Raw genomic sequence first — 26,588 nt, forward strand, 5'->3', positions numbered from 1 at the left:
TTTTAAAATCTGTATTTTAATTAAAATACAAATCAATCTCATTTCATAAATATTATTTTAAAATAACGCTTTTAATAATTCAGACTATTTTAGTCTGATTTTAAATATTAAACATAACTGTTTTAGTCAACTTTAAATATAATACATGACCATTTTAGTCGGGATTAAAAACATTAATACACAGCATTTTAGTCAACTTTAAAATAATAAAAATTAGTTTATTTTTTAACACAACATTAATTTAAGTTATTGTTTTAATTATCTTTAATAATATATTTTTATTTTAACTGTTTAATCTATTTATTTTTAGTTACTTTTTGTTTAATAATATACATTATGTTTTAAAAGTAGGCTTATTCACATGAGCTTAATACCCAAAGATTTTAATCAACGATTAGTTCGCGAGATCACAATCATATTAATAATTAAGATTGCTCTCTTACTGACGATTAAACATATCTGGTTCGACGCCCCCACTATTCCCAAAAATTTTGACTCTCAAGTTGCCGAGCGTATTGCCGGCAGTCCTTCCCCAATCAAGGAGACACGTTGATGATTTCTGAAAGCGTGGTCGATCTTTCGCGGTTCCAATTTGCAATGACCGCGTTGTATCACTTTATATTTGTACCTCTTACTCTTGGTCTGGCTTTTATTCTTGCCATTATGGAAACCACCTATGTGATTTCCGGTAAAGAAATTTACAAGGACATGACCAAATTCTGGGGCAAACTCTTCGGTATTAACTTCGCTTTAGGGGTAACGACCGGTTTAACCATGGAATTCCAGTTCGGTACAAACTGGGCCTACTATTCTCACTATGTAGGTGACATTTTCGGTGCGCCACTTGCTATTGAAGGCCTCATGGCATTCTTTTTAGAATCGACTTTTATTGGTCTATTCTTCTTTGGCTGGGATCGACTTTCCAAAGCCCAGCATTTAGGCGTGACCTGGCTGGTTGCACTCGGTTCCAACATGTCAGCACTTTGGATTTTAGTTGCCAATGGCTGGATGCAAAATCCGGTCGGTGCAGCGTTCAACTTTGAAACCATGCGTATGGAACTGGTTGATTTCGGCGCACTGATTTTCAACCCGGTGGCTCAGGTTAAATTTGTCCATACGGTATCTTCAGGTTATGTGACTGGGGCAGTTTTCGTTCTGGCAATTTCCAGCTATTACATGCTCAAAAAACGTGATCTGCCTTTTGCACGCCGTTCTTTCGCGATTGCTGCAATCTTTGGTTTAGCCTCTACACTTTCTGTAATTTTACTGGGTGATGAATCAGGTTATGAATTGGGTGATGTGCAAAAAACCAAACTAGCTGCGATTGAAGCGGAATGGGAAACTCACCCGGCACCTGCGCCATTTACATTGTTCGGTATTCCTAATCAGGAAGAACAACGCACCGATTATGCTGTTCGTATTCCATACGTTATGGGTATCATTGCGACACGTTCTTTAGATAAAGAAGTCACTGGTCTGAAAGACCTAATGGTTCAACATGAAGTCCGTATCCGTAATGGTATGACTGCATATGGCGAACTTGAAAAACTTCGTGCAGGCGACCGTTCTCCAGCACTTATGGCTTCTTTCAAGGAGAACCAAAAAGACTTGGGTTATGGCTTACTTCTTAAAAAATATACAGCAAATGTCGTGGATGCTTCTGAAGAGCACATCAAAGCTGCAACCAAAGATACCATTCCTAACGTAACTGCCTTGTTCTTCTCGTTCCGTGCCATGGTTGCTTCTGGTTTCTTAATGTTGCTTCTATTCATCCTTGCAACTTATGCCGTGGCTAAACGCAATGCGGAAAACAAACCATGGTTGCTTAGATTTGCACTTTACGGTCTTCCATTGCCTTGGATCGCTACACAAACTGGCTGGTATGTCGCTGAAGGTGGCCGTCAACCGTGGACCATTGGTGAAGTTTTACCAACACATCTCTCTGCTTCAAGTCTAAGCACTGGTGATATTTGGGGTTCAATCATCGCGCTTGCAGCGTTCTATACCGTACTTCTTATTATCGAAATGTACTTGATGATCAAGTTCGCTCGCTTGGGCCCAAGTTCTTTACATACCGGTAAATACCATTTCGAAAAACCAAATGCTCAAGTAGAAGCTGAGCAAGACAACACTGTTCTTCCTGAAGGCGTATCTGGAGAGGCTCAATCATGATCGAATATGAACTTCTCAAAATTATCTGGTGGGTACTGGTAGGCGTATTGCTGATTGGCTTTGCCCTCACCGATGGTTTTGACATGGGCTCAATGGCCATTATGCCATTCGTAGGCAAAAATGATAACGAGCGTCGTGCGGCAATCAATACCATTGCCCCACACTGGGACGGCAACCAAGTCTGGTTTATTACTGCGGGTGGTGCACTGTTTGCAGCATGGCCGATGGTTTATGCAACAGCTTTCTCTGGTATGTATTGGGCGCTGCTTCTGGTCTTGTTCGCCTTATTCTTACGGCCTGTCGGTTTTGACTACCGCTCTAAACTAGAAAATACCAAATGGCGTACGTCTTGGGATTGGGGTTTAGCTGTCGGTGGTGCTGTGCCAGCATTAGTCTTTGGTGTCGCATTCGGCAACATGTTCTTAGGTGTTCCATTTACCCTAGATGAAACTGTGCGATCAACCTATACAGGTAGCTTCTTTGCCCTGCTGAATCCATTTGCAGTGATTTGCGGTTTAGTCAGCTTATCAATGCTTTGTGCACACGGTGGTGCATGGCTCATGCTTCGTACCGATGGCGATTTACGTGCACGCTCAGCCAAAGCCACTCAACTTATGGGCATGCTGTTCTTGGCATGCTTCTTGGGTGCAGGTGCATGGTTATACTTCGGTGGTATTGAAGGTTATACATTGGTACAACCATTTGATACCAATGGGGTTGCCAATCCATTAGCCAAAGAAGTGCTTACCAATGGCAACCACGGCTGGATGAACAACTACTCAACTTACCCAATCACTATGCTTGCACCAGTTGCGGGTATTCTTGGCGGCATCATCGTGGTGCTTGCTGCGGGTAAAGATAAGGCGGGTTTCAGCTTTTTAGGTTCAAGTCTTGCTGTCGTCGGTTCAATCCTCACTGCCGGTTTTGCATTATTCCCGTTCTTAATGCCATCTAGCCTTAATCCTGCGATTAGCTTGACCATGTGGGATGCGGTTTCAAGTAAAAACACCCTTACTGTAATGACCGTAGCTGCTTGTATTTTCGTCCCACTGATCTTGTGTTACACCACTTGGTGTTACTACAAAATGTGGGGTGTGATCACCAATAAACACGTTCAGGATAATTCACACAGCCTTTACTAGGCTTGTGTGCAAGGAGAATAGATATGTGGTATTTCGCTTGGATTCTTGGCGTTTTAATGGCGTGTTTTGCAGGTGTGCTTAGCGCTCTTTACATCGAACACCATCACGATTTGGACGAGGAATAAAAAATGACTGAAGTCGCAATAACTGCAAAAACCATAAAGCCAAACAAGTTTGCCATGGCGATTTCCTTTTTGTTGGCATTGCCGCTTGCAGGCGTTTTACTGATTCATCCAGCGATGATGTTAGATGCAAATGGTGAATATAGTCACCGAACCATGATGTATATCATGATCGGTATTTCAGGTGGCTTTATTCACGGTGTAGGTTTTATTCCAAAGTTCTGGTTATGGAAATGGTTATTTAGTCCATTTCTGGCATGGCCACTCATGCTTTGGGGTTATTACACTTGGTTCATCACCTAAACATTGATTGTCAAAAAGCCCTCGATTGAGGGCTTTTTGAATTTTACCGATTGTACATCGCATCAATTCGTTGTTTATCTTCAGCAGAAATATCCTCCTGCATTAAGAAGCAATCTCGGTATTTAGCATACAAAATATGTATCCATTTTTCTTTACCTGCATGTCTTAAGAGTAGTTGCGCTGCCATCGCGACGAATCCATTTGATTGTTTTATAACATCTAAAGATTGTTTTTGAGTCAAACCAACTGAATTTCTTATAAGCGAGTGTTTACCCGTATGAACTATAGAGTTTAGATGCTTTAATGAATAAAATTTAAACTCTTCAAATTGCAATGCTATAGCTTTTATTTCTTCTATATTTTTCAATTGCTCAATCATTTCAGAAACCATTGGCATTTTTTCATTTTTAAAAAGCTCATTCACATTTAAAGTCTGCATTTTTAAAATTTGGTCATTAGATGCCCTAAGTAATACCCAGTATGCCCGCACAACGGATTCAAATTGAATACGAAACAATGCTAGTACTGAAGTATAAAGTTTTGCTTTTAACAATGACTTAACAGCCACACTATGTTCCATCGAAATATAACAACACTGATAAACCAGATCTAGTCGAATAACCCCGTCCATTAATTTAGAATTTTCTAATTCTCTATTTAGCTCATCCATCATCAAAAAAGATTGTTCAAATAAATCCATTTTATTTCTCCCAAAAAACAAAAAAGCTAGATCAAATCTAGCTTTTTAATATCAACGATGGGTATGAATCGACATCACAATGCCCATACTTGCCAATAACGAAATAACGGCCGACCCACCATAACTCATCAGCGGCAATGGATCTCCAGTCACGGGTAAAATCCCGCTTGCCATTCCTGAGTTTAAAAATACAAAGAAAAAGAAGGTCAATCCAATGGTGCCCGCAAATAGACGGCCAAAATTATGGAAACTATTCAACCCAATCATTAAGCAACGAATAATAATGGCAGCAAAAAGACTGAATAATAAAAACACCCCGATAAAACCATATTCTTCAGCATAGGCCGACATAATAAAGTCAGTATGATGTTCAGGTAAGTAACCCAAATGCGATTGTGTTCCAGTTAAATACCCTTTTCCGGTTAAACCGCCAGAACCAATGGCGATTTTCGACTGGATAATATTCCAGCCTGCCCCCAACGCATCCGACTCTGGATCAAACAAAGTTAAAACCCGTTTCTTTTGGTAGGTCTGTAACAAGAACATCCAGATTAATGGGGCCGCAACTGCCAAAGCCGTCAATGCGCCTAAAATGAGGCGCCATGACATCCCACACAGAAATAAGGCAAAAATACCGGGAATAATGAGTCCAATATTCAGGTCGGGCTGCAAAGCCACCAACACAAAAGGAAACATCATTAGCATCAGTCCAATTACGATCTGAACAAATGTTGGTGGAAAAGCACGACGAGAAAAAAACCAGGCCATCATTAAGGGCATAGCGAATTTCATAATCTCGCTGGGCTGCATACTGCCTATCCCGGGAATAGTCAGCCAACGCTTGGCACCCAGACGGGTATCGCCAATAATCAGCACCAGTACCAACAGCAATACGCCCAGTATATAAAAATAAGGACTCGCTGCCTGATAGACTTTTGGTGGAATCTGGGCACAGATAAACATGATAATAAAGCCGACACCAAAGCTTGTGGCTTGGCGGATGACCATGCTGTTATCTTGCATGGTTGCACTATAAACCACCATCAATCCCAGCACTGAATTCAATAAAAGAAAACAAAGTAGCCATGGATCTAAGTGTAATCTAGCCCATCTGGATGAATCATGTTTAATGCTTCTACCATCACGTAAAGAGTGACGTAAAAAACGATACTGGGATGATGGTATCATTTGAAATATTTGAGTGTTTAAATGCGATGGCAAAGTATAAATTTAAAGCCGGCCAGATAATACATCTGTCATCAATTTTATTTTATTTTTGTACTGTTAAAATTAATTTTGCGAGTTCCAAATCATCTGAATAGGTAATTTTAATATTATCTGAACGACCTTGAACCACTTTTACAGTTTCGCCCACATATTCCAAAGCACTTGCTTCATCCGTAATCGTGATGCCATCTTGTAACGCTTTTTCAATCGCGTGCTTCAATATGCCTAGTTTTGAAATTTGCGGAGTCTGGGCCTGCCATAAATAATCACGGCTTACGGTTTTCTCAATATTATTTTCGTGTTCAACCATTTTTAAAGTATCACGTACAGGAATTGCCAAAATCGCGCTACAATTTTCCTGTATTGCAGTATTCACTAAATCATTCAAACAATCTTGGGTCACACAAGGACGTGCAGCATCATGCACAAAGACTAGATCATCAGTTGACGCAAACTGGCTTAAATAAGTCAGCGCATTCAGGACTGAATGAACCCGTTCTGCCCCACCGACACAAAAATGAGCTTTATCCGGCTGAGCCAAATTTAATGTTTTCGCAACCGAATCATCTTCACTGATCGCCAGCACATAACCCGACAGCGGTAAATCGTTTAAACGGCTTACCGTATGTTCCAATACAGTTTGACCCTGAATCATCTGATACTGTTTAAGTTCAGTTTTAGAAAAACGACTTCCAGAACCCGCAGCAGGAATAACCGCCCAAATTTTATGGCGCATTTGCAGGTGCTGCTCCAGTGTCATCTTCATTTGTTCTTAAATCGACTTTGGCATTTGGGTCAATATAAATTGGTTTATAGTGTGTGCCAATCATGCTCATTTGTACAAAAGTTTCACGCGGCTTGACCAAACCCAGGTCTAAACGTGCATGCTCTTCAATGGCTTCAATACCATTTTTCAAGTCATAGACTTCAGCAGCCAGGACACGGTTACGTTCTTTTAATTCCGCATTTATTTCTGTTTGTTGTTGAATTTTTTGGGCTAATTTTTGATGGTCATGATAACCACCTTCGCCAAACCAGAATAAGTACTGAAACCCCGCGATCAAAATGATCGCGAGGCCCAATAATACTTTACTCGCAGCGGAGTTAAATATACTTAACATAAATTGCATTAGTCGCTTAGTTCAAACCTTTGAATTCAGCTTTACCGCGATATGCAGCGTTAGTCAATTCTTCAATACGAAGCAATTGGTTATATTTAGCAACACGGTCAGAACGGCAAAGTGAACCTGTCTTGATTTGGCCCGCTGCTGTACCGACTGCAAGATCCGCAATAGTCGAATCTTCAGTTTCACCTGAACGGTGTGAAATCACAGTAGAGTAACCATTTGCTTTCGCAAGGTAGATTGCATCTAAAGTTTCAGTCAGGGTACCAATCTGGTTATATTTGATTAAGATCGAGTTACCGACTTTCTCATTAATACCACGTTGTAAAATCTTAGGATTTGTAACGAACAAGTCATCACCCACCAACTGGATTTTGTCGCCAAGGATTGAAGTCAAGTAAGACCAACCTTCCCAGTCAGACTCATCCAAACCATCTTCAATCGAGATAATTGGATATTGTTTTACCAAACCAGCTAAATAATCAGAGAATTCATTGCTTGTGAACGCTTTGTTGCCTTCGCCCGCAAGAATGTATTGACCATTTTTGTAGAATTCTGAAGCTGCACAGTCAAGCGCAAGCATGATGTCAGAACCAGCTTTATAACCCGTTTGACCAATCGCTTCAAGAATGACTGTAATTGCTTCTTCGTTTGAGCGTAAGTTTGGTGCAAAACCACCTTCATCACCAACCGCTGTATTTAAACCTTGTTTCTTTAAAACTGATTTTAAAGAATGGAAGATTTCTGCACCAGCACGAAGCGCTTCAGAGAATGATGTGAAGCCAACAGGCTCAATCATAAATTCTTGAATATCAACATTATTGTCTGCATGCGAACCACCATTGATGATGTTCATCATTGGTACAGGCATGGTCAAAATTGTTTGACCACGTAAGTCTGCGATATATTGGAAAAGAGGAATTTTCTTTTCATCAGCAGCAGCGCGAGCAGCAGCCAAAGACACCGCCAAAGTTGCGTTTGCGCCTAATTTTTCTTTATTTTCAGTACCGTCCAACGCGATCATCGTGTTGTCGATGTCTTTTTGTTCGAATACTGATTTACCAACTAAAGCCTCACGAATTAACGTATTTACGTTATTAACAGCAGTGCGAACACCTTTACCCAAGTAACGTGATTTATCACCGTCACGAAGTTCTAAAGCTTCACGAGAACCAGTTGAAGCACCAGATGGTGCACATGCACGGCCAACTACGCCAGATTCTAAGATTACGTCTGCTTCGATGGTTGGGTTACCACGAGAGTCTAAAATTTCACGTGCACGGATGTCAACGATTTGACTCATGAACAATTCCTCAGTTGATTGAATAACTAGATGCTATTTAAAGCATCAATGAGTATCTAACTTTTTGAATCCTTTAACCAAAGTATCCAATTCTTTTAATTGCGCCAAGAACGGCTCAAGCTGTGACATACGCAGTGCGCATGGACCGTCACATTTTGCATGTTCTGGATCTGGATGTGCTTCCAGAAATAAACCAGCCAAACCGGTTGCCATACCTGCACGCGCAAGCGTGGTAATTTGCGCACGGCGTCCGCCCGCTGAGTCCGCACGACCGCCTGGAGTCTGAAGCGCATGCGTTACATCAAAGAACACAGGGACATCCATTTCTTTCATGATGTCGAAGCCCAACATGTCTACAACCAGGTTGTTGTAACCAAATGCCGAACCGCGCTCACAAATAATCAGTTTGTCGTTTCCTGCTTCTAAACACTTATGCAAAATATGGCGCATTTCATGTGGAGCAAGGAATTGTGCTTTTTTGATGTTGATAATGGCATCCGTTTTTGCCATTGCTTCAACCAGGTCAGTCTGACGACTCAGGAAAGCGGGAAGTTGGATAATGTCCGCAACTTCCGCTACAGGCGCAGCTTGGTAAGGCTCATGTACATCGGTAATGATCGGTACATTGAAATGTTTTTTAATGTCCGCTAACCACTCAAGACCTTTTTCCAGACCTGGGCCACGGAAAGAGTGCAAACTAGAGCGATTGGCTTTATCAAAACTTGCCTTAAATACATATGGGATATCTAAACGTGTGCAGATATCAACATAAGTTTCAGCAATTTCAAAAGCTAAGTCTTTAGATTCAAGTACGTTCATTCCGCCGAATAATACAAATGGCAAGTGGTTTGCCATTTGTATATCGCCTAAACGTACAATTTCTTGTGGTTTTAATTGCGACATTATTTAAACTTTCCTAGTTTATTCCTAGAGCAACATTATTTGGTGTTTTGATACTGTTTTTTAGCAGCGTCAATAAAGCTAGCAAATAATGGATGTCCATCACGTGGAGAACTTGTAAATTCCGGGTGGAATTGTACAGCAATAAACCAAGGATGTTGAGGAATTTCAACAGTTTCGACCAAATGTTGTACGGGTGAATAACCTGAAATTTTCATGCCCTTTTCTTCAAGCACAGGAATATAACGGTTGTTCATCTCATAGCGGTGACGGTGACGTTCAATAATGTCCGCACTACCATACACTTCACGAGTTTTAGTACCTTCAACCAATTCTGATTTTTGGGCACCCAAACGCATGGTTCCACCCAGATCAGATTCAACACTGCGTTGCTGAACTTCACCACGTTCATCTAACCATTCAGTAATTAAACCAATCAATGGTGATTTGGTTGAACGGTTAAATTCGGTAGAAGTCGCATCAGCAATACCGGCAACGTTACGTGCATATTCAATCACCGCAAGTTGCATACCTAGGCAAATACCCAAGAATGGTACTTGGTTTTCGCGGGCAAACTGAATCGCTTTCATTTTGCCTTCAGTACCACGTTCACCGAAACCACCTGGAACCAGGATTGCATCCGCATCTTTCAATACTTCATTGACATCTTGGCTTTCAAGTTCTTCAGCATTGACATAATCAATTTGAACTTTAACGCGGTTTTTAACCCCAGCATGTAAAAGCGCTTCATTTACAGATTTATATGCATCTGGAAGTTCAACGTATTTACCGACCATCGCTACACGAACTGTATATTCAGGATTAAATAATGCTTCAACCACATTATCCCAGTCTGAAAGATCAGCTTCTGGCAAATCGTTATAACCAAAACGTTCACAAATTAAATCGTCAACATTTTGTTCATAGAAAGTGCGTGGAATTTCGTAAATCGAGCGAGCATCTTTACAAACAACCACAGCACGCGCCTGAACGTTAGTGAACAACGCAATTTTACGTGTCGTGTCTGCATCAACATCATATTCTGTACGACAGATCAAAATATCTGGCTGAATACCAATTGACAAAAGCTCTTTTACAGAGTGCTGCGTTGGTTTGGTTTTAAGTTCAGCAGCAGATTTAATATATGGCAACAATGTCAAATGCATCAGCATAGTACGGTTATGACCAAGCTCAACCATTAACTGACGAACAGATTCCATGAATGGGAGAGATTCAATGTCACCTACTGTGCCGCCAATTTCAACAATCGCAACGTCATAGCCTTCACCTGCGCGAAGAACACGTTCTTTAATATTATCCGTAATATGTGGAATAACCTGAACAGTACCACCCAGGTAATCACCACGACGTTCTTTATTGAGTACGTCTTGATAAACACGGCCTGAAGTGAAGTTATTCAGTTTGGTCATTTTCGCACGACGCAAGAAACGTTCGTAATAACCCAAATCTAGGTCAGTTTCAGCACCATCCTCTGTGACAAAAACTTCACCATGTTGGAAAGGACTCATTGTCCCTGGATCGACATTAATGTATGGATCCATTTTGACCATGGTTACTTTTAAACCACGGGCTTCTAAAAGTGCAGCAACTGAAGCAGCTGAAATACCTTTACCTAGTGATGAAACTACACCACCAGTCACGAAAATAAAATGGGTCATTGGGTTTCTCGTACAATCGAGCCTAAATCGGCCTGCAATGTTGCGCAATTTTACTTTACTCTGTACCTATAAAGCAAAGTCATTCCGCATCAATTCAAAGAACAATAAACAATTGGTTATTCTATCAGCATTTCCGATAAAAAATTAGGGGCACTTGAGAGGATTTTTATATTCACATTTGCTGTTATAATGCTTGCATCCTATTAATGCTTTGTTTTGTGCAATTATGAATAAAAATTTTTTGATTTGTGGCGCTATTGCAGCAGGTTTATTATTGACAGCGTGTGTAAAAAAAGAAGCACCGAAGGAAGATGAACAAGAAAAAGTTGAGACCACTCAACAAATTGAACAAGTGAATGAACCTGTTCAATTAGAGCCATTGGATGCACCCGAAAATACACCAGCTGAAGCTCCTGCACAGGTTGAAGTAGAACGTCAGGAAACTGCCAATACCACAACTGTCATTCGTCGTGAAGTGCGTGAAGCACCTCAACAAACTGCTACTGAAGCAGCTCCAAAAGCCGAAGCACCTAAAGCTGCAACACCAAAGCCCGAAGCGCCTAAAGCTGAAGAGAAACCGACTCAGACAGCACCATCAAAATCAAATTCTGCTAATCAGTCTGAAGATGATGCGGTTGCAGCGGCAATTGCTGCAGCAACGCCTGCACTTGAAAACTAAGGTAAATATTCGTCTAAAAGCAAAAAACCCAGTGATTTCACTGGGTTTTTTATTGAATCATTAAACTATATTTGATCGCTATAAATTAAAATTTAATTTTAATGCAAAAAAATAAGTACTGCTAAAAATAAAAACCACCTTATTCTTTTAAATGAAAAAATTAGTTAGACAATTTAAAACTTAATATCTCTCACCCTACTGCACCACAAGAGCCGAGTGATATTTAAGTTAAAATATAAATAATTTTTAGGGCTTAAAAATAAATGCTAAAAAAGTGCTGCGATTTACTTGAGTTGAAAAATTTAAAGATTGCCTTTATTGAAAGCGCAAGCTCAGGCTATCTTTCAAGCCAATTTTCTATTTGCAAGAACAGCGGTGCAGAGATTTTGCTAGGTGGACTGGTCAGTTATGATCCTTCTATCAAGATGGATCTCCTGAATATTAATGCCGAACTTATAGAGAAATATACGGCTGAATCTACCGAAGTTACAGAGGCCATGGCAATTCATGGAAAAAAGCTATTTAATCAGGCAGATATTATTGTCGCTTGTACCGGATTACTCAAACCGGGTGGGAGCGCAACAAAAATAAAACCTGAAGGTACATTTTTTATCTCAATTTTATATTTAAATAAATTGCACGACTTTCATTATTTTATTAATGGAACGCCTTTACACAGGCTTTCAATTTTAACCCAGCATATTGCAGCAGAAATTATCAAACTCATTGACGGAGTTTAATATTGACGGAGTTTAGTGATGTTGAAATTCAAAACTTTTATATTCGGTTTAATCCTGCTCCCCTGCACCAGTTTTGCAACCGTGGGAGGGCCTCAGAACTTGGAATTTCTAGGTTATGACAGCAAAGATCAGAAAGTCTATTTGTTAAAACATTATGAAGATGGTCGTGGTCGTCTGCCACAACTCTATTATTATCAATTTAAAAACAACAAGCAGCCTGAAAAACTGATTCAGGTTAATTCGCTCTATATTAATCCGAAAACCAAGAAGATAGATTATGATCAAGACGGGATTCAATTCAATAAAGACATTTTAAAAATCAAGAAAAGATTAACGCCTTTAATTGCTGTAAATAAATCATCAGCCAAAATTCAAATCGTGAAAAAAACGCGCGTACAAAAGTCTGCAAACCCCGGATTTGATGATTTAATCAGTGAATATCAGTATCGTTATAAAGTCACCACGCCACAATTAAGCAGCTTGCAACATAAAGCCGTAGCCTATAAACCCTACTTAAATATTTCCCAAGCCTTCAAAATTCCGCAGCACAACAAAATCATTGTCGCGGTTAAATACCTCGGCATTCCTTTTGAAACAGGCTATAGCATTGAAGATCCTGTTTTACTCACACTTAAAAAATAAAGCTCTAAAAAAAGCCAAAAAATAAAGCCTCCGGAGAGGCTCTATGATAACTTTTATAATTTAAGCTGCTGTACGATCTGCAATCGGCACAACTTTACGCAGTTCAGGACCGGTATAATCCGCACTCGGGCGAATAATACGGTTGTCCGCACGCTGTTCCATTACGTGTGCTGCCCAACCTGTTAGACGGCTCATCACAAAGATAGGCGTGAACAGTTTGGTTGCAATACCCATAAAGTGGTAGGCAGATGCATGGAAGAAGTCTGCATTACAGAACAATTTCTTCTCGCGCCACATCACTTCTTCACAGCGTACTGATACTGGATAAAGTACTGTATCACCTACGTCTTTTGCTAAACGCTCAGACCAGATTTTGATGATACCATTACGCGGATCATTGTCTTTGTAGATTGCATGACCAAAGCCCATGATCTTTTCTTTACGCTCAAGCTTGCCGAGCATTTCACGTTCAGCTTCATTGGCTGATGTCCAGTTTTCGATCATTTCCATCGCAGCTTCATTGGCACCACCATGCAGCGGACCACGAAGTGAACCAATCGCACCGGTAATACATGAATGCATATCAGACAATGTTGATGCGCATACACGCGCAGTAAATGTTGAAGCGTTAAATTCATGCTCAGCATAAAGAATTAATGATACATTCATCACCTGTTCATGCAATTCATTCGGTTTTTCACCACGAAGTAAATGCAGGAATTGCGCGCCGATTGAATCATCATCAGTATTTTCTTCGATACGTACGCCATCATGGCTAAAACGGTACCAGTAGCAAATGATTGCAGGCAAAGTCGCTAAAATACGGTCTGCAACATCTTGCTGCTCATCGAAAGATTTTTCAGTTTCTAGGTTGCCGAGCATAGAAACACCAGTACGCATCACATCCATGGGATGAGAATCTGCCGGAATACGTTCCAATACTTCTTTCAATGCCTGTGGAATCGCACGTAAAGATTTTAATTTGGCTTTATAAGCTGCAAGCTGTTCTGCTGTTGGCAATTCACCAAAGAAAATCAGGTAAGCCACTTCTTCAAATTGACAGTTTTCAGCCAGATCTTGCACATCATAACCACGATAAGTTAAGCCTGCACCGCTCTTACCCACTGTTGATAGCGCTGTTTTACCTGCCACTTGTCCGCGCAATCCCGCGCCGGTGAGTACTTTTCCTTCAGCCATTTTTTTAATTCTCCATTTTGAATCAATTATTTAAACAATTTATCTAAAGTGTTTTCAAAGGTATGATAATCAAGGAACTCGTAAAGTTCTTTACGTTGTTGCATCTGGTCCAACACATTGACTTGCGTACCATTTTCACGGATAGAACGCATCACTTCCAATGCTGCTTTTTGCATTGCACGCGTTGCAGAAAGTGGATAAAGCACCATTGAGATCCCTTGCTCACCCAATTCATCAACAGTGTAATAAGGCGTATCACCAAATTCGGTAATGTTTGCCAATACTGGAACACCTACCGCATCACATACCGTGCGATACATGGTAATGTCAGTCATTGCCTCAGCAAAAATAGCATCAGCACCCGCTTCAACACAGGCACAGGCACGGTCAATAACCGCTTGCAAACCTTCTTTTTGCAAGGCATCAGTACGTGCCATGACCACAAAGTTTGAATCGGTTTTAGCATCTACCGCAGCTTTAATACGGTCGACCATTTCTTGTTGGGTCACAATTTCCTTATTTGGACGGTGACCACAACGCTTTTGCGCAACCTGATCTTCAATATGAACTGCGGCAGCACCTGCAGCAATCATTTGTTTAACAGTACGAGCGATATTAAATGCACCGCCCCAGCCTGTATCAATATCTACCAACAATGGCGTATCTACACGTTCAGTAATACGACGAACATCTTCAAGAACATTGTCTAAACTGGTCATTCCTAAATCAGGTAAACCATAAGAATAATTGGCAACACCTGCACCAGATACATAAATGGCTTTGTAACCCACTTCCTTCGCCATCATGGCTGCGTAGGCATTCACTGTGCCGATAATTTGTAATGGTTTTTCCACTTCCAGTGCTTGTCTAAATCTTAAGCCTGCAGACATTTGTTGTGTCATATTCCTTTCCACAGTTTTCACTTTACTTATCGAAATCCGAGTATATCCATAAACACCTTTATATCTATGACTATTTAGAACTTATGCTCTAAAACTTTAGTCAAATATTCAGCAAATCTATAATAATATTTCGATTCTTCATAATTGTAACTTAACAAGACAAAACCTTTATTTTAAGAAATGTGTACATATTTTTGCTATCATTGCAAATGTTTTCATTTCTTAGATTATTGACGCTATAGCCCATATGCAAGAACTCGCTCAGTTAGAACCCTTAGGTCGCGACATACCACAAACCAAACGTGGTCATGAACGATGCCTGGCACTTTTGCTTAGCGCAAATGAGCTATTTCTAGAGCGTGGTTATGATGCGGTGTCTTTAGATGACATCGTCAATCATGCGGGCGGCTCCAAAGCATCAATCTATAAATTTTTCGGCAATAAGGAAGGTTTGTTTACTGCAATTTGTGATTATCGCCGTGAGCAATTTTTTAAAGATATCTGTGTACCTTTTGAACAAAGTAAAGATGATCTACGTTCCTATCTTATTCAGACTCTTATAAATCTTAAAAATCACTTGGTGATTCCAGAGAATGCAGCTTTTTTTCGTTTAATTATAGAGCAGACGCAGCGCAGTCCAAAACTGGCCCTTTATATTAATGAACAAGGCCCAAAACACATTCAAATGGCAATAGCCTGCGCACTAACAAAAGCCAATGAACTCGGCATTATCCAATGTAAACAACCGATTTACTCTGCTCAACTCTATTTTGGAATTATCCGGAATATTGAATGGCGGATTTTAATGGGCCTTCCAATTCAAGAAAATGATCAAGAAACGCGCGAATACTTCGAATATTGCGTCGATCGCTTCCTGGAAGGCCATCAAAAAGTCTAGTTTTTTTGCAATTCTGCCCGCTTATAGTATATTAATCGATTCCCTTTCACTTAACCAACCAACAACTAATTGTTGTTTTGTTTTCTATTCAGCAATTATTGTGGAGTAACCATGGCTCTACGTCACTTTCTGACCTTACGCGATTTATCGACTTTAGAACTTAACCAAATTTTGCAGCGCGCGATTGAACTTAAACGCAAGCAACATAGCAATGAGGTGTTCCAACCTTTTGTCGGTAAAGTTATGGGCATGATTTTTGAAAAATCGAGTACCCGCACACGTGTTTCGTTCGAAGCAGGTATGAGTCAATTCGGTGGTAGTGCAATTTTCCTCTCTTCTCGCGATACTCAACTGGGTCGTGGCGAGCCGATTGAAGACTCTGCACGTGTGATTTCAAGCATGCTTGATATTATTATGATCCGTACTTTTGGTCATGACATCGTAGAACGCTTTGCTTCTTATTCAAAAGTACCCATCATCAATGCCTTGACTGATGATCATCACCCTTGCCAGCTGCTTGCCGACATGCAAACTTATTTAGAACAGCGTGGTTCTATTGAAGGTAAAACCGTTGCATGGATTGGTGACGGCAACAATATGTGTAACTCTTATATTGAAGCGGCACATATGTGGGGCTTTAAATTAAAAGTTGCTGCACCTAAAGGCTATGAACCACAAGAGAAATTTTTGTCTGAATTTGCTCACTGTGTAGAACTTGTTGATTCTGCTGAAGATGCAGCTGTGAATGCTGACCTGATCGTGACTGACGTTTGGGCAAGCATGGGACAAGAAGAAGAGCAGAAAATTCGTGAAAAAGCATTCGCCGATTTCCAGGTGAATGAAAAACTCATGGATTTAGCACATCCAGATTGCCTGTTCATGCACTGCTTGCCTGCTCACCGTGGTGAAGAAATTTCTGAAAATATGCTTGACCATAAAAATGCCGTGGTTTGGGATGAAGCAGAAAACCGTTTACATGCTCAAAAAGCTTTGGTCGAATTTTTACTGAATGAAAATTTAAAAAAAGACTAATTGATTAGAAAAATCTTAAAAAACTAAGCACCTTCGGGTGCTTTTTTTATACTCAAATGACTATAATAAATCCATAACTTTTATAAGTGTTTATAACCATGCCTTTAAAAATAATCGTTTTATGCTTAAGCAGTTTGCTTCTCATCAATTCAGTACAAGCCAAAACCACGGAACTCGACCAATATCTAGTTAAAAAGCAAATCCTCGATCAAACGTATAAAATTAAAGACACCAAAGCATTGAATGAAATTTTAGATGTCATCAGTGATGAAGATTCTCGCACTATGCCATTTCAAGCTGATCAAAACACGCTGATTGAGCAATTGCGTTTATATGCCGATCATATTGATATTCAAGGCATCATTACCACACCAGACTTCAGCCAGTTTGCTGAAGATATAGGTGATAAAAAGGTAAAACTTATGATTAAACAAAATTTAATTCAAAATTGTGATTTATTTTTTGAACATGAATTTCAACGTGTAAATCCATATTATGTTGCCATCAAACTCAGTTCAGATAATAAAAACTATCATATGAAAATTAAAAATAATGAGTGTCAGTTTTAACCTGCCTATTTGATACGTTAGTTCTCTAACGTATCAAACCTTGAGGTTGTAAAATAATGATCATCGCACCTAATATGACCACTAATCCGCCCAACAGATCCCAGCGCGTCAAGATCACCTGATCGACATAGCGCAACCACATTAAAGCGCTAAAGATATAAATTCCGCCATAAGCGGCGTAAATTCGACCTGATGCAGCAGGATGCAAGCTAAGCAGCCATACAAACACAGCCAGACTTAAGGCTGCTGGAAACCACAACCAATGTGATTTCCCCTGGTTTAAAATTAAATATGGAAAATAACAGCCCAAAATTTCTGCTATTGCGGTAATAAAAAAAAGACAAAAAGTGGTAATAACCTTGGTAATTTGAATATCCATGAATTCTTATATCATTTGATTCGTTTCTTCTGACTTTGAAAGAAGGTGCGAATGAGGCTGAATAAAAACAAAATAACCCGTGCGAGCACGGGTTATTTCAACAATTCAAACGATTATGCAGGTTCAGCAGTTTGATCTTCAAACACTTCAAGCTTCAAGCCCACTGCCTTGCCATCTTCTTTCTTCACCGAAACAGCAACATTACCGCCATGTTCAGCAAGTTCACCAAACAGAATCATCTCAGCAAGCGGTTTCTTCAAATGTTCTTGAATTAAACGCTGCATTGGACGCGCACCCATTAAACGGTCATAGCCATGTTCAGCCATCCATTCACGCGCACTCTGATCCACTTCAAGAATAACTTTCTTGTCATCAAGTTGCGCTTGAAGTTCAGTCAGGAATTTATCCACTACATTTTCAATCACTGTAGTTGGCAACGCATTGAATTGGATCACACCATCGAGACGGTTACGGAATTCAGGCGAGAATGCTTTCTTCATTGCATCCTTATTGTCATTACTATTGTCTTGTTCCATAAATCCGATACTCGCACGAGAAATACTTTCCGCACCAATATTGGTGGTTAAAACAAGAATCACGTTACGGAAGTCTGACTTACGACCATTATTATCGGTCAATGCGCCATGATCCATAATTTGCAATAACAAATTAAACACATCTGGGTGCGCTTTTTCAATTTCATCCAGTAGCAACACGCAATGTGGACTTTTATGAATCGCATCTGTCAGCAAACCACCTTGGTCAAAACCAACATAACCCGGAGGCGCACCAATTAAACGTGAAACCGCATGACGCTCCATATATTCAGACATATCGAAACGAACCAGTTCCACCCCTAACAGTTTAGCCAACTGCTTGGTGACTTCAGTTTTACCCACCCCAGTTGGACCAGCAAACACAAAGCTACCCACCGGTTTATCTGGCGATTTCAAGCCTGCACGCGACAATTTAATCGCAGAACCGAGTGCTTCAATTGCATCATCCTGACCAAATACCACACGTTTAAGATCACGCTCAAGATTACTCAATACAGTCTTGTCATCTTTCGATACGGTTTTTGGTGGAATGCGCGCAATTTTAGAGATGATATCTTCGATATTTTCAACCGTGATTACAGTATCATCTTCCTCTGCTTTCAAACGGCGCTGTGCACCCGCCTCATCAATCACATCAATGGCTTTATCCGGCAAGAAACGATCATTAATAAATTTCGATGACAACTCCACTGCTGCAACCAAAGATTTATCGTCATATTGAACATGATGAAAATCTTCAAACTTAGATTTTAAGCCACGTAAAATATCAATCGTTTCAGGAATAGAGGGTTCATTGACATCAATTTTCTGGAAACGACGCGACAAAGCATGATCTTTTTCAAAAACTTGGCGATATTCCTGAAAAGTGGTTGAACCGATACAACGTAATGAACCATTCGATAAAGCAGGTTTAATTAAGTTTGATGCATCCATGGTGCTGCCCATGCTTGAGCCTGCACCAATAATCATGTGAATTTCATCAATAAACAAAATTGCTTCTGGTTTCTTTTTCAACGCATTCAACAATTGTTTCAGACGTTTTTCAAAGTCACCACGGTATTTCGTACCTGCAACCAACGCACCAATATCCAAGCTGTACACTTCTGCATGAGCCAGTGGTTTAGGCGCTTTACCGTTCACAATTAACCAAGCCAAGCCTTCAGCGATTGAAGTTTTACCTACGCCCGGGTCACCAACCAACAAGGGATTGTTTTTACGACGGCGACATAAAATTTGCGCAGCACGTTCAATTTCTTTTTCACGCCCAATTAAAGGGTCTGTTTTTCCTTTTTGAGCTTCGACATTCAAATTGGTGGTATATAAGTCGAGTGGTCCCGCATTTGAAGAACCCGCTGTTTCACCATCCAACTCCTCAACTTCTTCTTCGGCTTGCACTTCTTCTTTGCGCGTACCGTGAGATAAATATTGAGTTAAAGTTAAACGGTTAATTTGATGACGTTTGAGCAGGTAAACCGCAAAAGAGTCACGTTCAGAGTACATTGCAACAAGAATGTCTGCACCTTCAACAGTCCGATCACCACCGCTGGATTGCACATGGAAAATCGCGCGCTGCAGAATACGATCAAAACTTTCAGTCGGATGTGGCGCCTGATCGCTATGTTCGCCTAATTTAGGGGTGTGTTGTTCAACGTATTCTTCTAGCTCTTTACGAAGAACGATAATGTCCGCACCGCACGCTTTTAGCGCATTTACAGCAGAGTCATTATCAAGTAAAGCCAACAATAAATGTTCAACCGTGAGAAACTCATGTCTCTTTTGACGAGCCATGCTTACAGCCAAACGTAAAGATACTTCTAATTGACGACTGAGCATGTAATCCCCTTAATCTTTTGGCTCAATCTGACAAAGCAATGGATGACCTTGTGACCGAGCATAATTATTGACTTGGTTCGCTTTCGTTTCCGCAATGTCTCGTGGATAAACGCCTGCAACACCTTTCCCTTCATAATGTACAGTTAGCATTACTTGGGTCGCTTGGTCAAGATTCAAAGCAAAGTATTGTTGTAAAATTTCAATTACAAAGTCCATTGGGGTGTAATCATCGTTCATCAAAACAACAGCATACATGGGTGGACGTTTTAATTCGGGTGGCGCAGTCTGTACCGCGATCTCACCCTCAGATTCATCTTGCGAGTCATTGCTTAAGCGTGGACTAATATGCCAATCGACATATCCTGATTGATGAAAGGAACTTTTGATGGCATTTAAACAATTTTGACGCTTATTCATTCGCATAGGATTTAAAATTCACATTTATTGTGCATTTGCTTCTGCTTGAGGAATTTCAGAAATAAATGCAGATTGACTCTCAATCGGTTTACCACGGCCCCAACTAAAACGTTTAATCACTGGCGTACTGGTTCCACCAGTTAAACGAACTTCAATGAATTGTGGAGTAAAACCTTTAGGCATAGTCCAGCGGCCAGTTAAACGCTCGTAATCTTGAAAATTAAAGTTCTTGTCTTCCATGGGAACAACCAGAACTTCTGTACCCTGAATCAGGCGTATTTCTACAGTTCCAGAGGTACTACGTTTGTTCGGGCTAACTTGTACCAAATCCAGTTCGTATTCATAAGCATTGTCAGGTAAAGGTTTAATTCCGATATTCTGGATCGTCAGGCTCAGACCACCGCGTTGTCGTAGCACTTCACGATAAATCGCCCCCAAACCTTCAGACTGGACTTTATCTTCACGGGCTTGATTCAGCGCAGTAAACAAATCATTTGAATTACTCACGGCAACATCACGCTCTTGCACAGCCAGATTCAAATTTTTATTCATTGTTTCCAGGCTGGTCTTTTGCTTTTGCACAACTTCAACCAGCTGTTCCGCATCCGCTTCATAGCCGACAACCGTCAAACCTTGCCGATGCCCAACTGAATAGCCCAGCAAGCCACTCCCCGCAACCAGAATTGCAGCTCCAATGGCTAAAGGTAAATTCCCCTTAGCAAAAAGCTTTTTACTCAGTGGAGTCTGTTGTGACGGAGTATTTGATTCAGTGTTCGGCATCATCATCTCTTATTTTGATTCATTCAAAACACACATTTAAATCCAATTCCAAATGTGTGTGAAGCTGAAAAACGTTTTTTATGGTAATAAACCAATACCTGCCAGACCTGCATTTTCAGCAAAACCGAACATTAGGTTCATATTTTGCACAGCTTGCCCCGCAGCACCTTTGACCAAATTGTCTTGTACGGATAAAACAACCAGTTTTTTCGGCTGGGGTTTATACAAAGCAATTCGAAGCTGGTTTGCACCACGCACAGAACGTGTTTCAGGTGAACTGTTTGCTGGCATCACATCAACAAATTGTTCATGGGCATAGAACTGTTCATACAAGCTTTGAAGATCTGCTGCATCACCTGCATCGGTTAAATCGACATAAATGGTGCTAAGCATGCCACGAATCATGGGAACCAAATGCGGCACAAATAAAATGTGGTTAAACACATCTTTAAGACCCGAAATATTTTCCAGAGCTTCTACAATTTCAGGATGGTGACGGTGACCTGCCACGCCATAGGCCTTAAAGTTGTCGGCATTTTCAGAATAAATCATGCCGAGACTTGCTTTACGACCTGCACCAGAAACACCAGATTTCGCATCAATAATAATGCTTTCAGGTTTTACTAACGCTTCAGCTTGTTTAAATAATGGTGCAAGACCCAGTTGTACCGTAGTTGGATAGCAACCCGGGTTACCAATTACGCTGGCTTGTTTGATTTTGTCACGATTCAGTTCTGATAAACCGTAAACTGAATCTTTTAAAATATCTGGGCAGGCATGTTCAAGACCATACCATTTTTCAAATTGTTCTAAGTCTTGTAAACGGAAATCCGCTGCTAAGTCGATGACTTTAGTATTTGCTGCAACCAGTTCTGCCGCGTGTTTCATTGCCACGCCATGAGGGGTTGCAAAGAAAACCACATCGCATTTTTTGAGTTCATCAATGTTTAAATCTGAATATTCAAGATCGGTATGACCGCGCAAGCTTGGGAACATATCATCTACACGGCGACCTTTTTCGGTACGTGATGTCAGTACATTGACTTGCACATTTGGGTGTCGTAGTAAAAGACGCAACAATTCAACGCCTGTATAACCTGTACCACCGACAATACCAACAGTAATCACGATCACTACCTCAAATTTAAAGTGTTCATTTCGTAACTGCGTAGTATGACAGGAAGTTTTGGTTTTCTAAACTGTTTTGGATAGCTGATTAAAGTTTTTAAGCTTAAAACCCAATATACGTATTTATATCGCACTTATGAATATGCATCACAACAATTGATATAGATCATTTATAAATCGCTCCGTATTTTTTATATACGCCTCCAAAAAAGGAAGTAAATCAGTTTACTCTCACCAACTGAAATCTTTCTATCTTTTGTAATTTTAAAATCAGACCTCTTTCATAACTTTTCCCAGACATTAAAAAAGCCCAGTTCATTAATGAATAGGGCTTGTATTAAATATGATGAGTTGAGGCTTTTGGGATATTATTTAACGTCTAGATTTTCTAAATCTTTAATACTCATTAATTTATAGCCATCTTCCGTCGGATCACCATCTTCAATATTATTGGTGCACAAGATTCCTTCTACCACACAAAGATGAGTCACTGTTTCATCCCAGCTATCATTATTTAATGTAAATTCAGGATCTTCTTTCCATACATCCTTGCCCGTTTCTTCATCCCACTCAGGCCATTCTTCTCTCTCCCAGTCCCATCCACGCTTAAAGCATGCCTGTTGAGCTTTATCCCAAGTCTCTTTGTCTGGTATTTCAATACAAATTTCCAATTCAATCTCCACAGCGACTTTGGCAACCTGCCAGTTCACTTAATTATGATCACTGCATTGTACTGGGCCGATAACTAAAAAGAATAGACTCTTTCATAAATCATTTTTTATTAAGTTCCACATTATAAATTCCAGCAAATAAATTAAATTTTAATCCTAATTTTTACCTCTATGCGGTAACATTCAGACAGTATTTTAAAAGTTAAGATTTAACTTTATATTTATATACCTAACACAACTCATTAAATTTAATAATTAAAATATTCTTCTATGATGAATACCACCAATACGGCATTGGACTACTTTTTAGAATTTTACGATGCTGTTGAAAATTCACATCATGTCTTTGAACTTCAGCCCAAAAATGCGAGCTATGATCAAAATGTTTGGTATGTGCTAACTCATGCACGCAGACATAACGCGCGACATGCTTCGGAAATAATACCAAGGCACTATTCAGCATGATGTCATGTTTGGAGGTACAACTCCCCCAACGTGTTTTAGGTTGGCGAATCGCACATTTACCGAAGCTTAAACTACTTTCTTGACTCACCTCCTCCAAATAAAGCGGAAGATGCTGCTTTGCATAGGCGATTACAAATGCTTTTAAATATTGCTCAGACTGACGATCACTCACTGAAAGCTGTAAATTTTGATCATCAAAAATAAAGGACTGCTTTTGGGTTTGATAAATGATCTGTAGAGGTTCAGCCAAATTAAAAAGCTTTAATTCGGTGGGCAAAGTCTGTAGTTGGATATTCTGTGTTTGTTGTTGCCAGGTTTTGAGCAGCCATTCCTCGGCCTGATCCATAAAATTTTGAATTTTCCGTTTGCTGCAAAGTACCGGTACAGTTAAACGAATTTGGTTCTGCTCAACACGCAAGCGTAGACATTTCGCTCGCGCATGACGAACAATTTTAATTTCGGGTAATTCGTTTAGCGTCATTTTTCTTTTATTCTTAGAATCCTCCCCAGCCCTGAGCAAATGTTAAAGCACTGCTTTAACATTTAGCGCAAGGAAAAGAAGAGCTTTCCCTCCTTTTGCAAAGGAGGGTCAGGGAGGATTATATTTGAAACATTCGGTTAAACCGCAGTACGTTCTTCAATACCATTATCAGTGGCAACAACCGCAATATCTGCTTTATTAATTGCGAAGATACCGTTACATACCACACCTGGAATGTTATTGAGGGTCTTTTCAAGTTCCAGCGCATTCAAGATATTGAAGTTATGAACATCTAAAATCACGTTACCGTTATCAGTCACTACGCCTTCACGGTAAACCGGATCACCACCGAGAGAAACAATTTTACGTGCTACAGCAGAACGTGCCATTGGAATGACTTCTACAGGTAATGGGAAATCATGACCCAATTGTTCAACCCATTTGGAATCATCGACGATACACACGAATTTTTTCGCAATAGACGCGACAATTTTTTCACGAGTCAGCGCAGCACCACCGCCTTTAATCATGTGCATATGACGGTCAATTTCGTCCGCGCCATCTACATAAGCATCCAAACCGCCAACAGAATTCATGTCGACCACTTCAATGCCTAATTTTTTAAGGCGTTGTGCTGTCGCTTCAGAACTTGCCACCGCAGCTTCCAGTTGCAATTCAGGCAATAATTCAATGAGGAAGTTCACAGTACTTCCTGTACCTACACCCAAAATCCCGCCTTTAGGCAAGTGCTTTAAAGCCGCTTTCGCAGCAGCTTGTTTCTTTTCATCTTGGGTCGCATACAGACTCATAACTTGGCTCAACTATTTTTTGACATTTGTTGCTGATTAAGCAGGTCAAATGTACAGGGGTTTGTTACAATAAAGGCCTATTTTAAACTGTTAGATGGAAAATTAACATGCTGTCTCGTTTGGTTCGACAAATATTACAAGCAACGGTGTATGACGTTGCAATCGAAACTCCACTCGAAGCAGCGCCACGAATTAGTGAGAAGCTAAATAATAACATTCGCTTTAAACGTGAAGATTTACAACCTGTCTTTTCCTTTAAACTACGCGGTGCCTATAACCGTATTAGTCAATTACCGAAATCTCAGTTGCAACGTGGCGTTATTACGGCTTCAGCAGGTAACCATGCGCAAGGCGTGGCTCTATCTGGTCAAAAACTGGGAATTCGCGCGATTATCGTAATGCCGAAAACCACACCGGATATTAAAGTTCAAGCAGTTAAACGCCTAGGCGGTGAAGTTGTTTTGCATGGCGATTCTTTTGATGTTGCCAATAAATATGCAATTCAATGTGCGCAAGATGAAGGTATGACTTTTATTCCGCCTTATGACGATGAACTGGTGATTGCGGGTCAAGGCACCATTGCCAATGAAATTTTACGTCAATGGCGCGATGTGGAATATGTATTCGTAGCTGTTGGCGGTGGCGGTTTAATTGCCGGTGTTGCTGCTTACTTGGGCGATGTTGCTCCACACGTGAAAGTCATTCCTGTGGAATATGATGAATCAGCATGTTTAAAAGCAGCTTTTGAAGCCAATGAACGCGTGATTTTGCCATCGGTAGGTTTATTCGCGGATGGTACTGCGGTTGCGCAAATTGGTGCAAAACCATTTGACGTGATTCGCCTGCAAAAATCTGATAACTCAGGTCCAATTGTTGAACGTGATGTGGTCTTGGTCAACACAGACGAGATCTGTGCGGCGATTAAAGATACCTATGACGAATGCCGCAGTATTGTTGAACCTTCTGGTGCCATGGCACTTGCAGGGATCAAAAAATATGTAGCCGAGCATGGCATAGAAAATAAAAACATGGTGTCGATTGTTTGCGGTGCCAACATGAACTTCGACCGTCTACGTTATATCGCCGAACGTACAGAACTCGGTGAACGTAAAGAAGCCATTTTTGCAGTGACCATTCCTGAAGAAAAAGGTTCATTCCTGAACTTCTGCCGCGCCTTGCAAGGTCGTAACATCACTGAATTCAACTATCGTGCCAGCACTTCTAGTGCTGCTCAAGTGTTTGTCGGTATTAGCTTAAAAGGTGGTGAAAAAGAACGTCACGACATTTATGCTACCTTGGCAACGCAATATGATGTTGATGACTTGTCTGATGATGAAGTTGCAAAACTGCATATCCGTTATTTGGTCGGTGGTCATGCGGACATCGAAAATGAGCGTTTATTCCGTGTCGAGTTCCCGGAACGTCCAGGTGCATTACTGACTTTCTTGGAACGTCTTGGTCCAACGCATAACATTACCCTATTCCACTACCGTAACCACGGCGCTGCGGAAGGTCGTGTACTGGTTGGCTTGGAAGCAAGCGACGCGAAACAGAATCCGGATGGTTTAATTGAGACATTGGAAAGTATCACTTATCCATATGCAGAAATTACCAACAACCTGGGTTATCAGCGTTTCTTGAAATAAATTCTAAAATACATTTAAATTATTTAAATAGCCTGTAATTTTACAGGCTATTTTTTTAACTTTATAAAACGTGTCACTATATATTTTTAAC

At 40.4% G+C, this 26,588-nt stretch carries 29 protein-coding genes; 12 read left to right on the forward strand and 17 right to left on the reverse strand.

Annotated elements, in window-relative coordinates:
* Positions 1-361: 361 nt before the first annotated feature.
* Genes cydP through E0H81_RS08775 form a run of 5 tightly spaced genes read left to right on the forward strand, consistent with a single transcriptional unit; the run spans position 362 to position 3,739 of the window.
* Positions 362-553, forward strand: a complete 192-nt coding sequence (cydP, locus tag E0H81_RS08755; RefSeq protein ID WP_131266405.1) for a cytochrome oxidase putative small subunit CydP — start codon at positions 362-364, stop codon at positions 551-553.
* Complete coding sequence (locus tag E0H81_RS08760; protein WP_131318237.1) at positions 553-2,172, forward strand: cytochrome ubiquinol oxidase subunit I; 1,620 nt, start codon at positions 553-555, stop codon at positions 2,170-2,172. The genes cydP and E0H81_RS08760 overlap by 1 nt, the downstream gene beginning before the upstream one ends.
* Positions 2,169-3,314: a cytochrome d ubiquinol oxidase subunit II gene (cydB, locus tag E0H81_RS08765; RefSeq protein WP_131318238.1), complete on the forward strand. Its 1,146-nt coding sequence runs from the start codon at positions 2,169-2,171 to the stop codon at positions 3,312-3,314. The genes E0H81_RS08760 and cydB overlap by 4 nt, the downstream gene beginning before the upstream one ends.
* A gap of 23 nt (positions 3,315-3,337) precedes the next feature.
* On the forward strand, positions 3,338-3,439 hold the full coding sequence (cydX, locus tag E0H81_RS08770) for a cytochrome bd-I oxidase subunit CydX (RefSeq protein ID WP_131266408.1): 102 nt from the start codon (positions 3,338-3,340) through the stop codon (positions 3,437-3,439).
* 3 nt (positions 3,440-3,442) lie between these two features.
* Entirely contained in the window at positions 3,443-3,739 is a 297-nt protein-coding gene (locus E0H81_RS08775; RefSeq protein ID WP_131318240.1) for a cyd operon YbgE family protein, read from the forward strand.
* A 43-nt stretch (positions 3,740-3,782) separates the two neighbouring features.
* On the opposite strand, the gene E0H81_RS08780 is transcribed toward E0H81_RS08775, so the two are convergent.
* From E0H81_RS08780 to E0H81_RS08810, 7 genes are all read right to left on the reverse strand, one after another.
* Positions 3,783-4,439, reverse strand: a complete 657-nt coding sequence (locus E0H81_RS08780) for a DUF6988 family protein (RefSeq protein ID WP_131318242.1) — start codon at positions 4,437-4,439, stop codon at positions 3,783-3,785.
* Positions 4,440-4,490: 51 nt separating this feature from the next.
* On the reverse strand, positions 4,491-5,627 hold the full coding sequence (gene rodA / locus E0H81_RS08785) for a rod shape-determining protein RodA (protein ID WP_131318244.1): 1,137 nt from the start codon (positions 5,625-5,627) through the stop codon (positions 4,491-4,493).
* Positions 5,628-5,709: 82 nt separating this feature from the next.
* Positions 5,710-6,432 carry a 2-C-methyl-D-erythritol 4-phosphate cytidylyltransferase gene (ispD, locus tag E0H81_RS08790; RefSeq protein ID WP_370984640.1) on the reverse strand — a complete coding sequence of 241 codons (723 nt, stop codon included), beginning with the start codon at positions 6,430-6,432 and terminating at the stop codon, positions 5,710-5,712.
* Positions 6,392-6,787, reverse strand: coding sequence for a septum formation initiator family protein (locus E0H81_RS08795; protein ID WP_131266413.1), 396 nt, complete (start codon positions 6,785-6,787; stop codon positions 6,392-6,394). The genes ispD and E0H81_RS08795 overlap by 41 nt, the downstream gene beginning before the upstream one ends.
* Before the next feature lie 16 nt (positions 6,788-6,803).
* The gene (gene eno, locus E0H81_RS08800; RefSeq protein ID WP_131318248.1) at positions 6,804-8,093 is read right to left on the reverse strand and encodes a phosphopyruvate hydratase; all 1,290 of its coding nucleotides are present in this window, start codon (positions 8,091-8,093) and stop codon (positions 6,804-6,806) included.
* Positions 8,094-8,138: 45 nt separating this feature from the next.
* Positions 8,139-8,996, reverse strand: a complete 858-nt coding sequence (gene kdsA / locus E0H81_RS08805) for a 3-deoxy-8-phosphooctulonate synthase (protein ID WP_086193395.1) — start codon at positions 8,994-8,996, stop codon at positions 8,139-8,141.
* Positions 8,997-9,031: 35 nt separating this feature from the next.
* A complete protein-coding gene (locus E0H81_RS08810; protein WP_131318250.1) occupies positions 9,032-10,672 on the reverse strand; it encodes a CTP synthase in 1,641 nt (546 codons plus the stop codon).
* Positions 10,673-10,898: 226 nt separating this feature from the next.
* Here E0H81_RS08810 and E0H81_RS08815 point away from each other — a divergent pair, with 226 nt between their 5' ends.
* From E0H81_RS08815 to E0H81_RS08825, 3 genes are all read left to right on the forward strand, one after another.
* Entirely contained in the window at positions 10,899-11,351 is a 453-nt protein-coding gene (locus E0H81_RS08815; protein ID WP_131318252.1) for an internalin, read from the forward strand.
* 263 nt (positions 11,352-11,614) lie between these two features.
* A complete protein-coding gene (locus E0H81_RS08820) occupies positions 11,615-12,091 on the forward strand; it encodes a CinA family protein (RefSeq protein ID WP_131318254.1) in 477 nt (158 codons plus the stop codon).
* A gap of 18 nt (positions 12,092-12,109) precedes the next feature.
* Positions 12,110-12,733, forward strand: coding sequence for an aminotransferase (locus tag E0H81_RS08825; protein WP_131318256.1), 624 nt, complete (start codon positions 12,110-12,112; stop codon positions 12,731-12,733).
* 60 nt (positions 12,734-12,793) lie between these two features.
* Here E0H81_RS08825 and prpC read toward each other — a convergent pair whose 3' ends face one another.
* Positions 12,794-13,930, reverse strand: coding sequence for a bifunctional 2-methylcitrate synthase/citrate synthase (prpC, locus tag E0H81_RS08830; protein ID WP_131318258.1), 1,137 nt, complete (start codon positions 13,928-13,930; stop codon positions 12,794-12,796).
* A 26-nt stretch (positions 13,931-13,956) separates the two neighbouring features.
* Positions 13,957-14,832: a methylisocitrate lyase gene (gene prpB, locus E0H81_RS08835; RefSeq protein ID WP_131318260.1), complete on the reverse strand. Its 876-nt coding sequence runs from the start codon at positions 14,830-14,832 to the stop codon at positions 13,957-13,959.
* A gap of 247 nt (positions 14,833-15,079) precedes the next feature.
* Between prpB and E0H81_RS08840 the strand changes: the two genes are divergently transcribed.
* From E0H81_RS08840 to E0H81_RS08850, 3 genes are all read left to right on the forward strand, one after another.
* Entirely contained in the window at positions 15,080-15,730 is a 651-nt protein-coding gene (locus E0H81_RS08840) for a TetR/AcrR family transcriptional regulator (protein WP_131318262.1), read from the forward strand.
* Between the two features lie 111 nt (positions 15,731-15,841).
* A complete protein-coding gene (gene argF / locus E0H81_RS08845) occupies positions 15,842-16,762 on the forward strand; it encodes an ornithine carbamoyltransferase (protein WP_131266422.1) in 921 nt (306 codons plus the stop codon).
* Between the two features lie 98 nt (positions 16,763-16,860).
* Positions 16,861-17,331 (forward strand): hypothetical protein, encoded by a 471-nt coding sequence (locus E0H81_RS08850; RefSeq protein WP_131318264.1) that lies wholly within the window; start codon positions 16,861-16,863, stop codon positions 17,329-17,331.
* A gap of 25 nt (positions 17,332-17,356) precedes the next feature.
* On the opposite strand, the gene E0H81_RS08855 is transcribed toward E0H81_RS08850, so the two are convergent.
* The 8 genes from E0H81_RS08855 to rpiA form a co-directional block, all read right to left on the reverse strand.
* Positions 17,357-17,710: a YnfA family protein gene (locus E0H81_RS08855; protein ID WP_131318266.1), complete on the reverse strand. Its 354-nt coding sequence runs from the start codon at positions 17,708-17,710 to the stop codon at positions 17,357-17,359.
* Positions 17,711-17,823: 113 nt separating this feature from the next.
* Complete coding sequence (clpA, locus tag E0H81_RS08860) at positions 17,824-20,100, reverse strand: ATP-dependent Clp protease ATP-binding subunit ClpA (protein ID WP_131318269.1); 2,277 nt, start codon at positions 20,098-20,100, stop codon at positions 17,824-17,826.
* A gap of 9 nt (positions 20,101-20,109) precedes the next feature.
* Positions 20,110-20,523 (reverse strand): ATP-dependent Clp protease adapter ClpS, encoded by a 414-nt coding sequence (gene clpS / locus E0H81_RS08865; RefSeq protein WP_067724705.1) that lies wholly within the window; start codon positions 20,521-20,523, stop codon positions 20,110-20,112.
* An 18-nt stretch (positions 20,524-20,541) separates the two neighbouring features.
* Positions 20,542-21,297: a DUF6776 family protein gene (locus tag E0H81_RS08870; RefSeq protein WP_131266426.1), complete on the reverse strand. Its 756-nt coding sequence runs from the start codon at positions 21,295-21,297 to the stop codon at positions 20,542-20,544.
* Positions 21,298-21,375: 78 nt separating this feature from the next.
* On the reverse strand, positions 21,376-22,431 hold the full coding sequence (argC, locus tag E0H81_RS08875; RefSeq protein ID WP_171458393.1) for an N-acetyl-gamma-glutamyl-phosphate reductase: 1,056 nt from the start codon (positions 22,429-22,431) through the stop codon (positions 21,376-21,378).
* Positions 22,432-22,793: 362 nt separating this feature from the next.
* A complete protein-coding gene (locus E0H81_RS08880; protein ID WP_131269976.1) occupies positions 22,794-23,135 on the reverse strand; it encodes a hypothetical protein in 342 nt (113 codons plus the stop codon).
* Positions 23,136-23,364: 229 nt separating this feature from the next.
* Positions 23,365-24,042, reverse strand: coding sequence for a M48 family metallopeptidase (locus tag E0H81_RS08885; protein WP_131318271.1), 678 nt, complete (start codon positions 24,040-24,042; stop codon positions 23,365-23,367).
* A gap of 137 nt (positions 24,043-24,179) precedes the next feature.
* Positions 24,180-24,851 carry a ribose-5-phosphate isomerase RpiA gene (gene rpiA, locus E0H81_RS08890; RefSeq protein ID WP_067724695.1) on the reverse strand — a complete coding sequence of 224 codons (672 nt, stop codon included), beginning with the start codon at positions 24,849-24,851 and terminating at the stop codon, positions 24,180-24,182.
* Positions 24,852-24,958: 107 nt separating this feature from the next.
* Between rpiA and ilvA the strand changes: the two genes are divergently transcribed.
* The gene (gene ilvA, locus E0H81_RS08895; RefSeq protein ID WP_131318273.1) at positions 24,959-26,497 is read left to right on the forward strand and encodes a threonine ammonia-lyase, biosynthetic; all 1,539 of its coding nucleotides are present in this window, start codon (positions 24,959-24,961) and stop codon (positions 26,495-26,497) included.
* Positions 26,498-26,588 lie beyond the last annotated feature (91 nt).

Origin of the sequence: Acinetobacter terrestris (genome assembly GCF_004331155.1) — a bacterium.
Lineage (GTDB): Bacteria > Pseudomonadota > Gammaproteobacteria > Pseudomonadales > Moraxellaceae > Acinetobacter > Acinetobacter terrestris.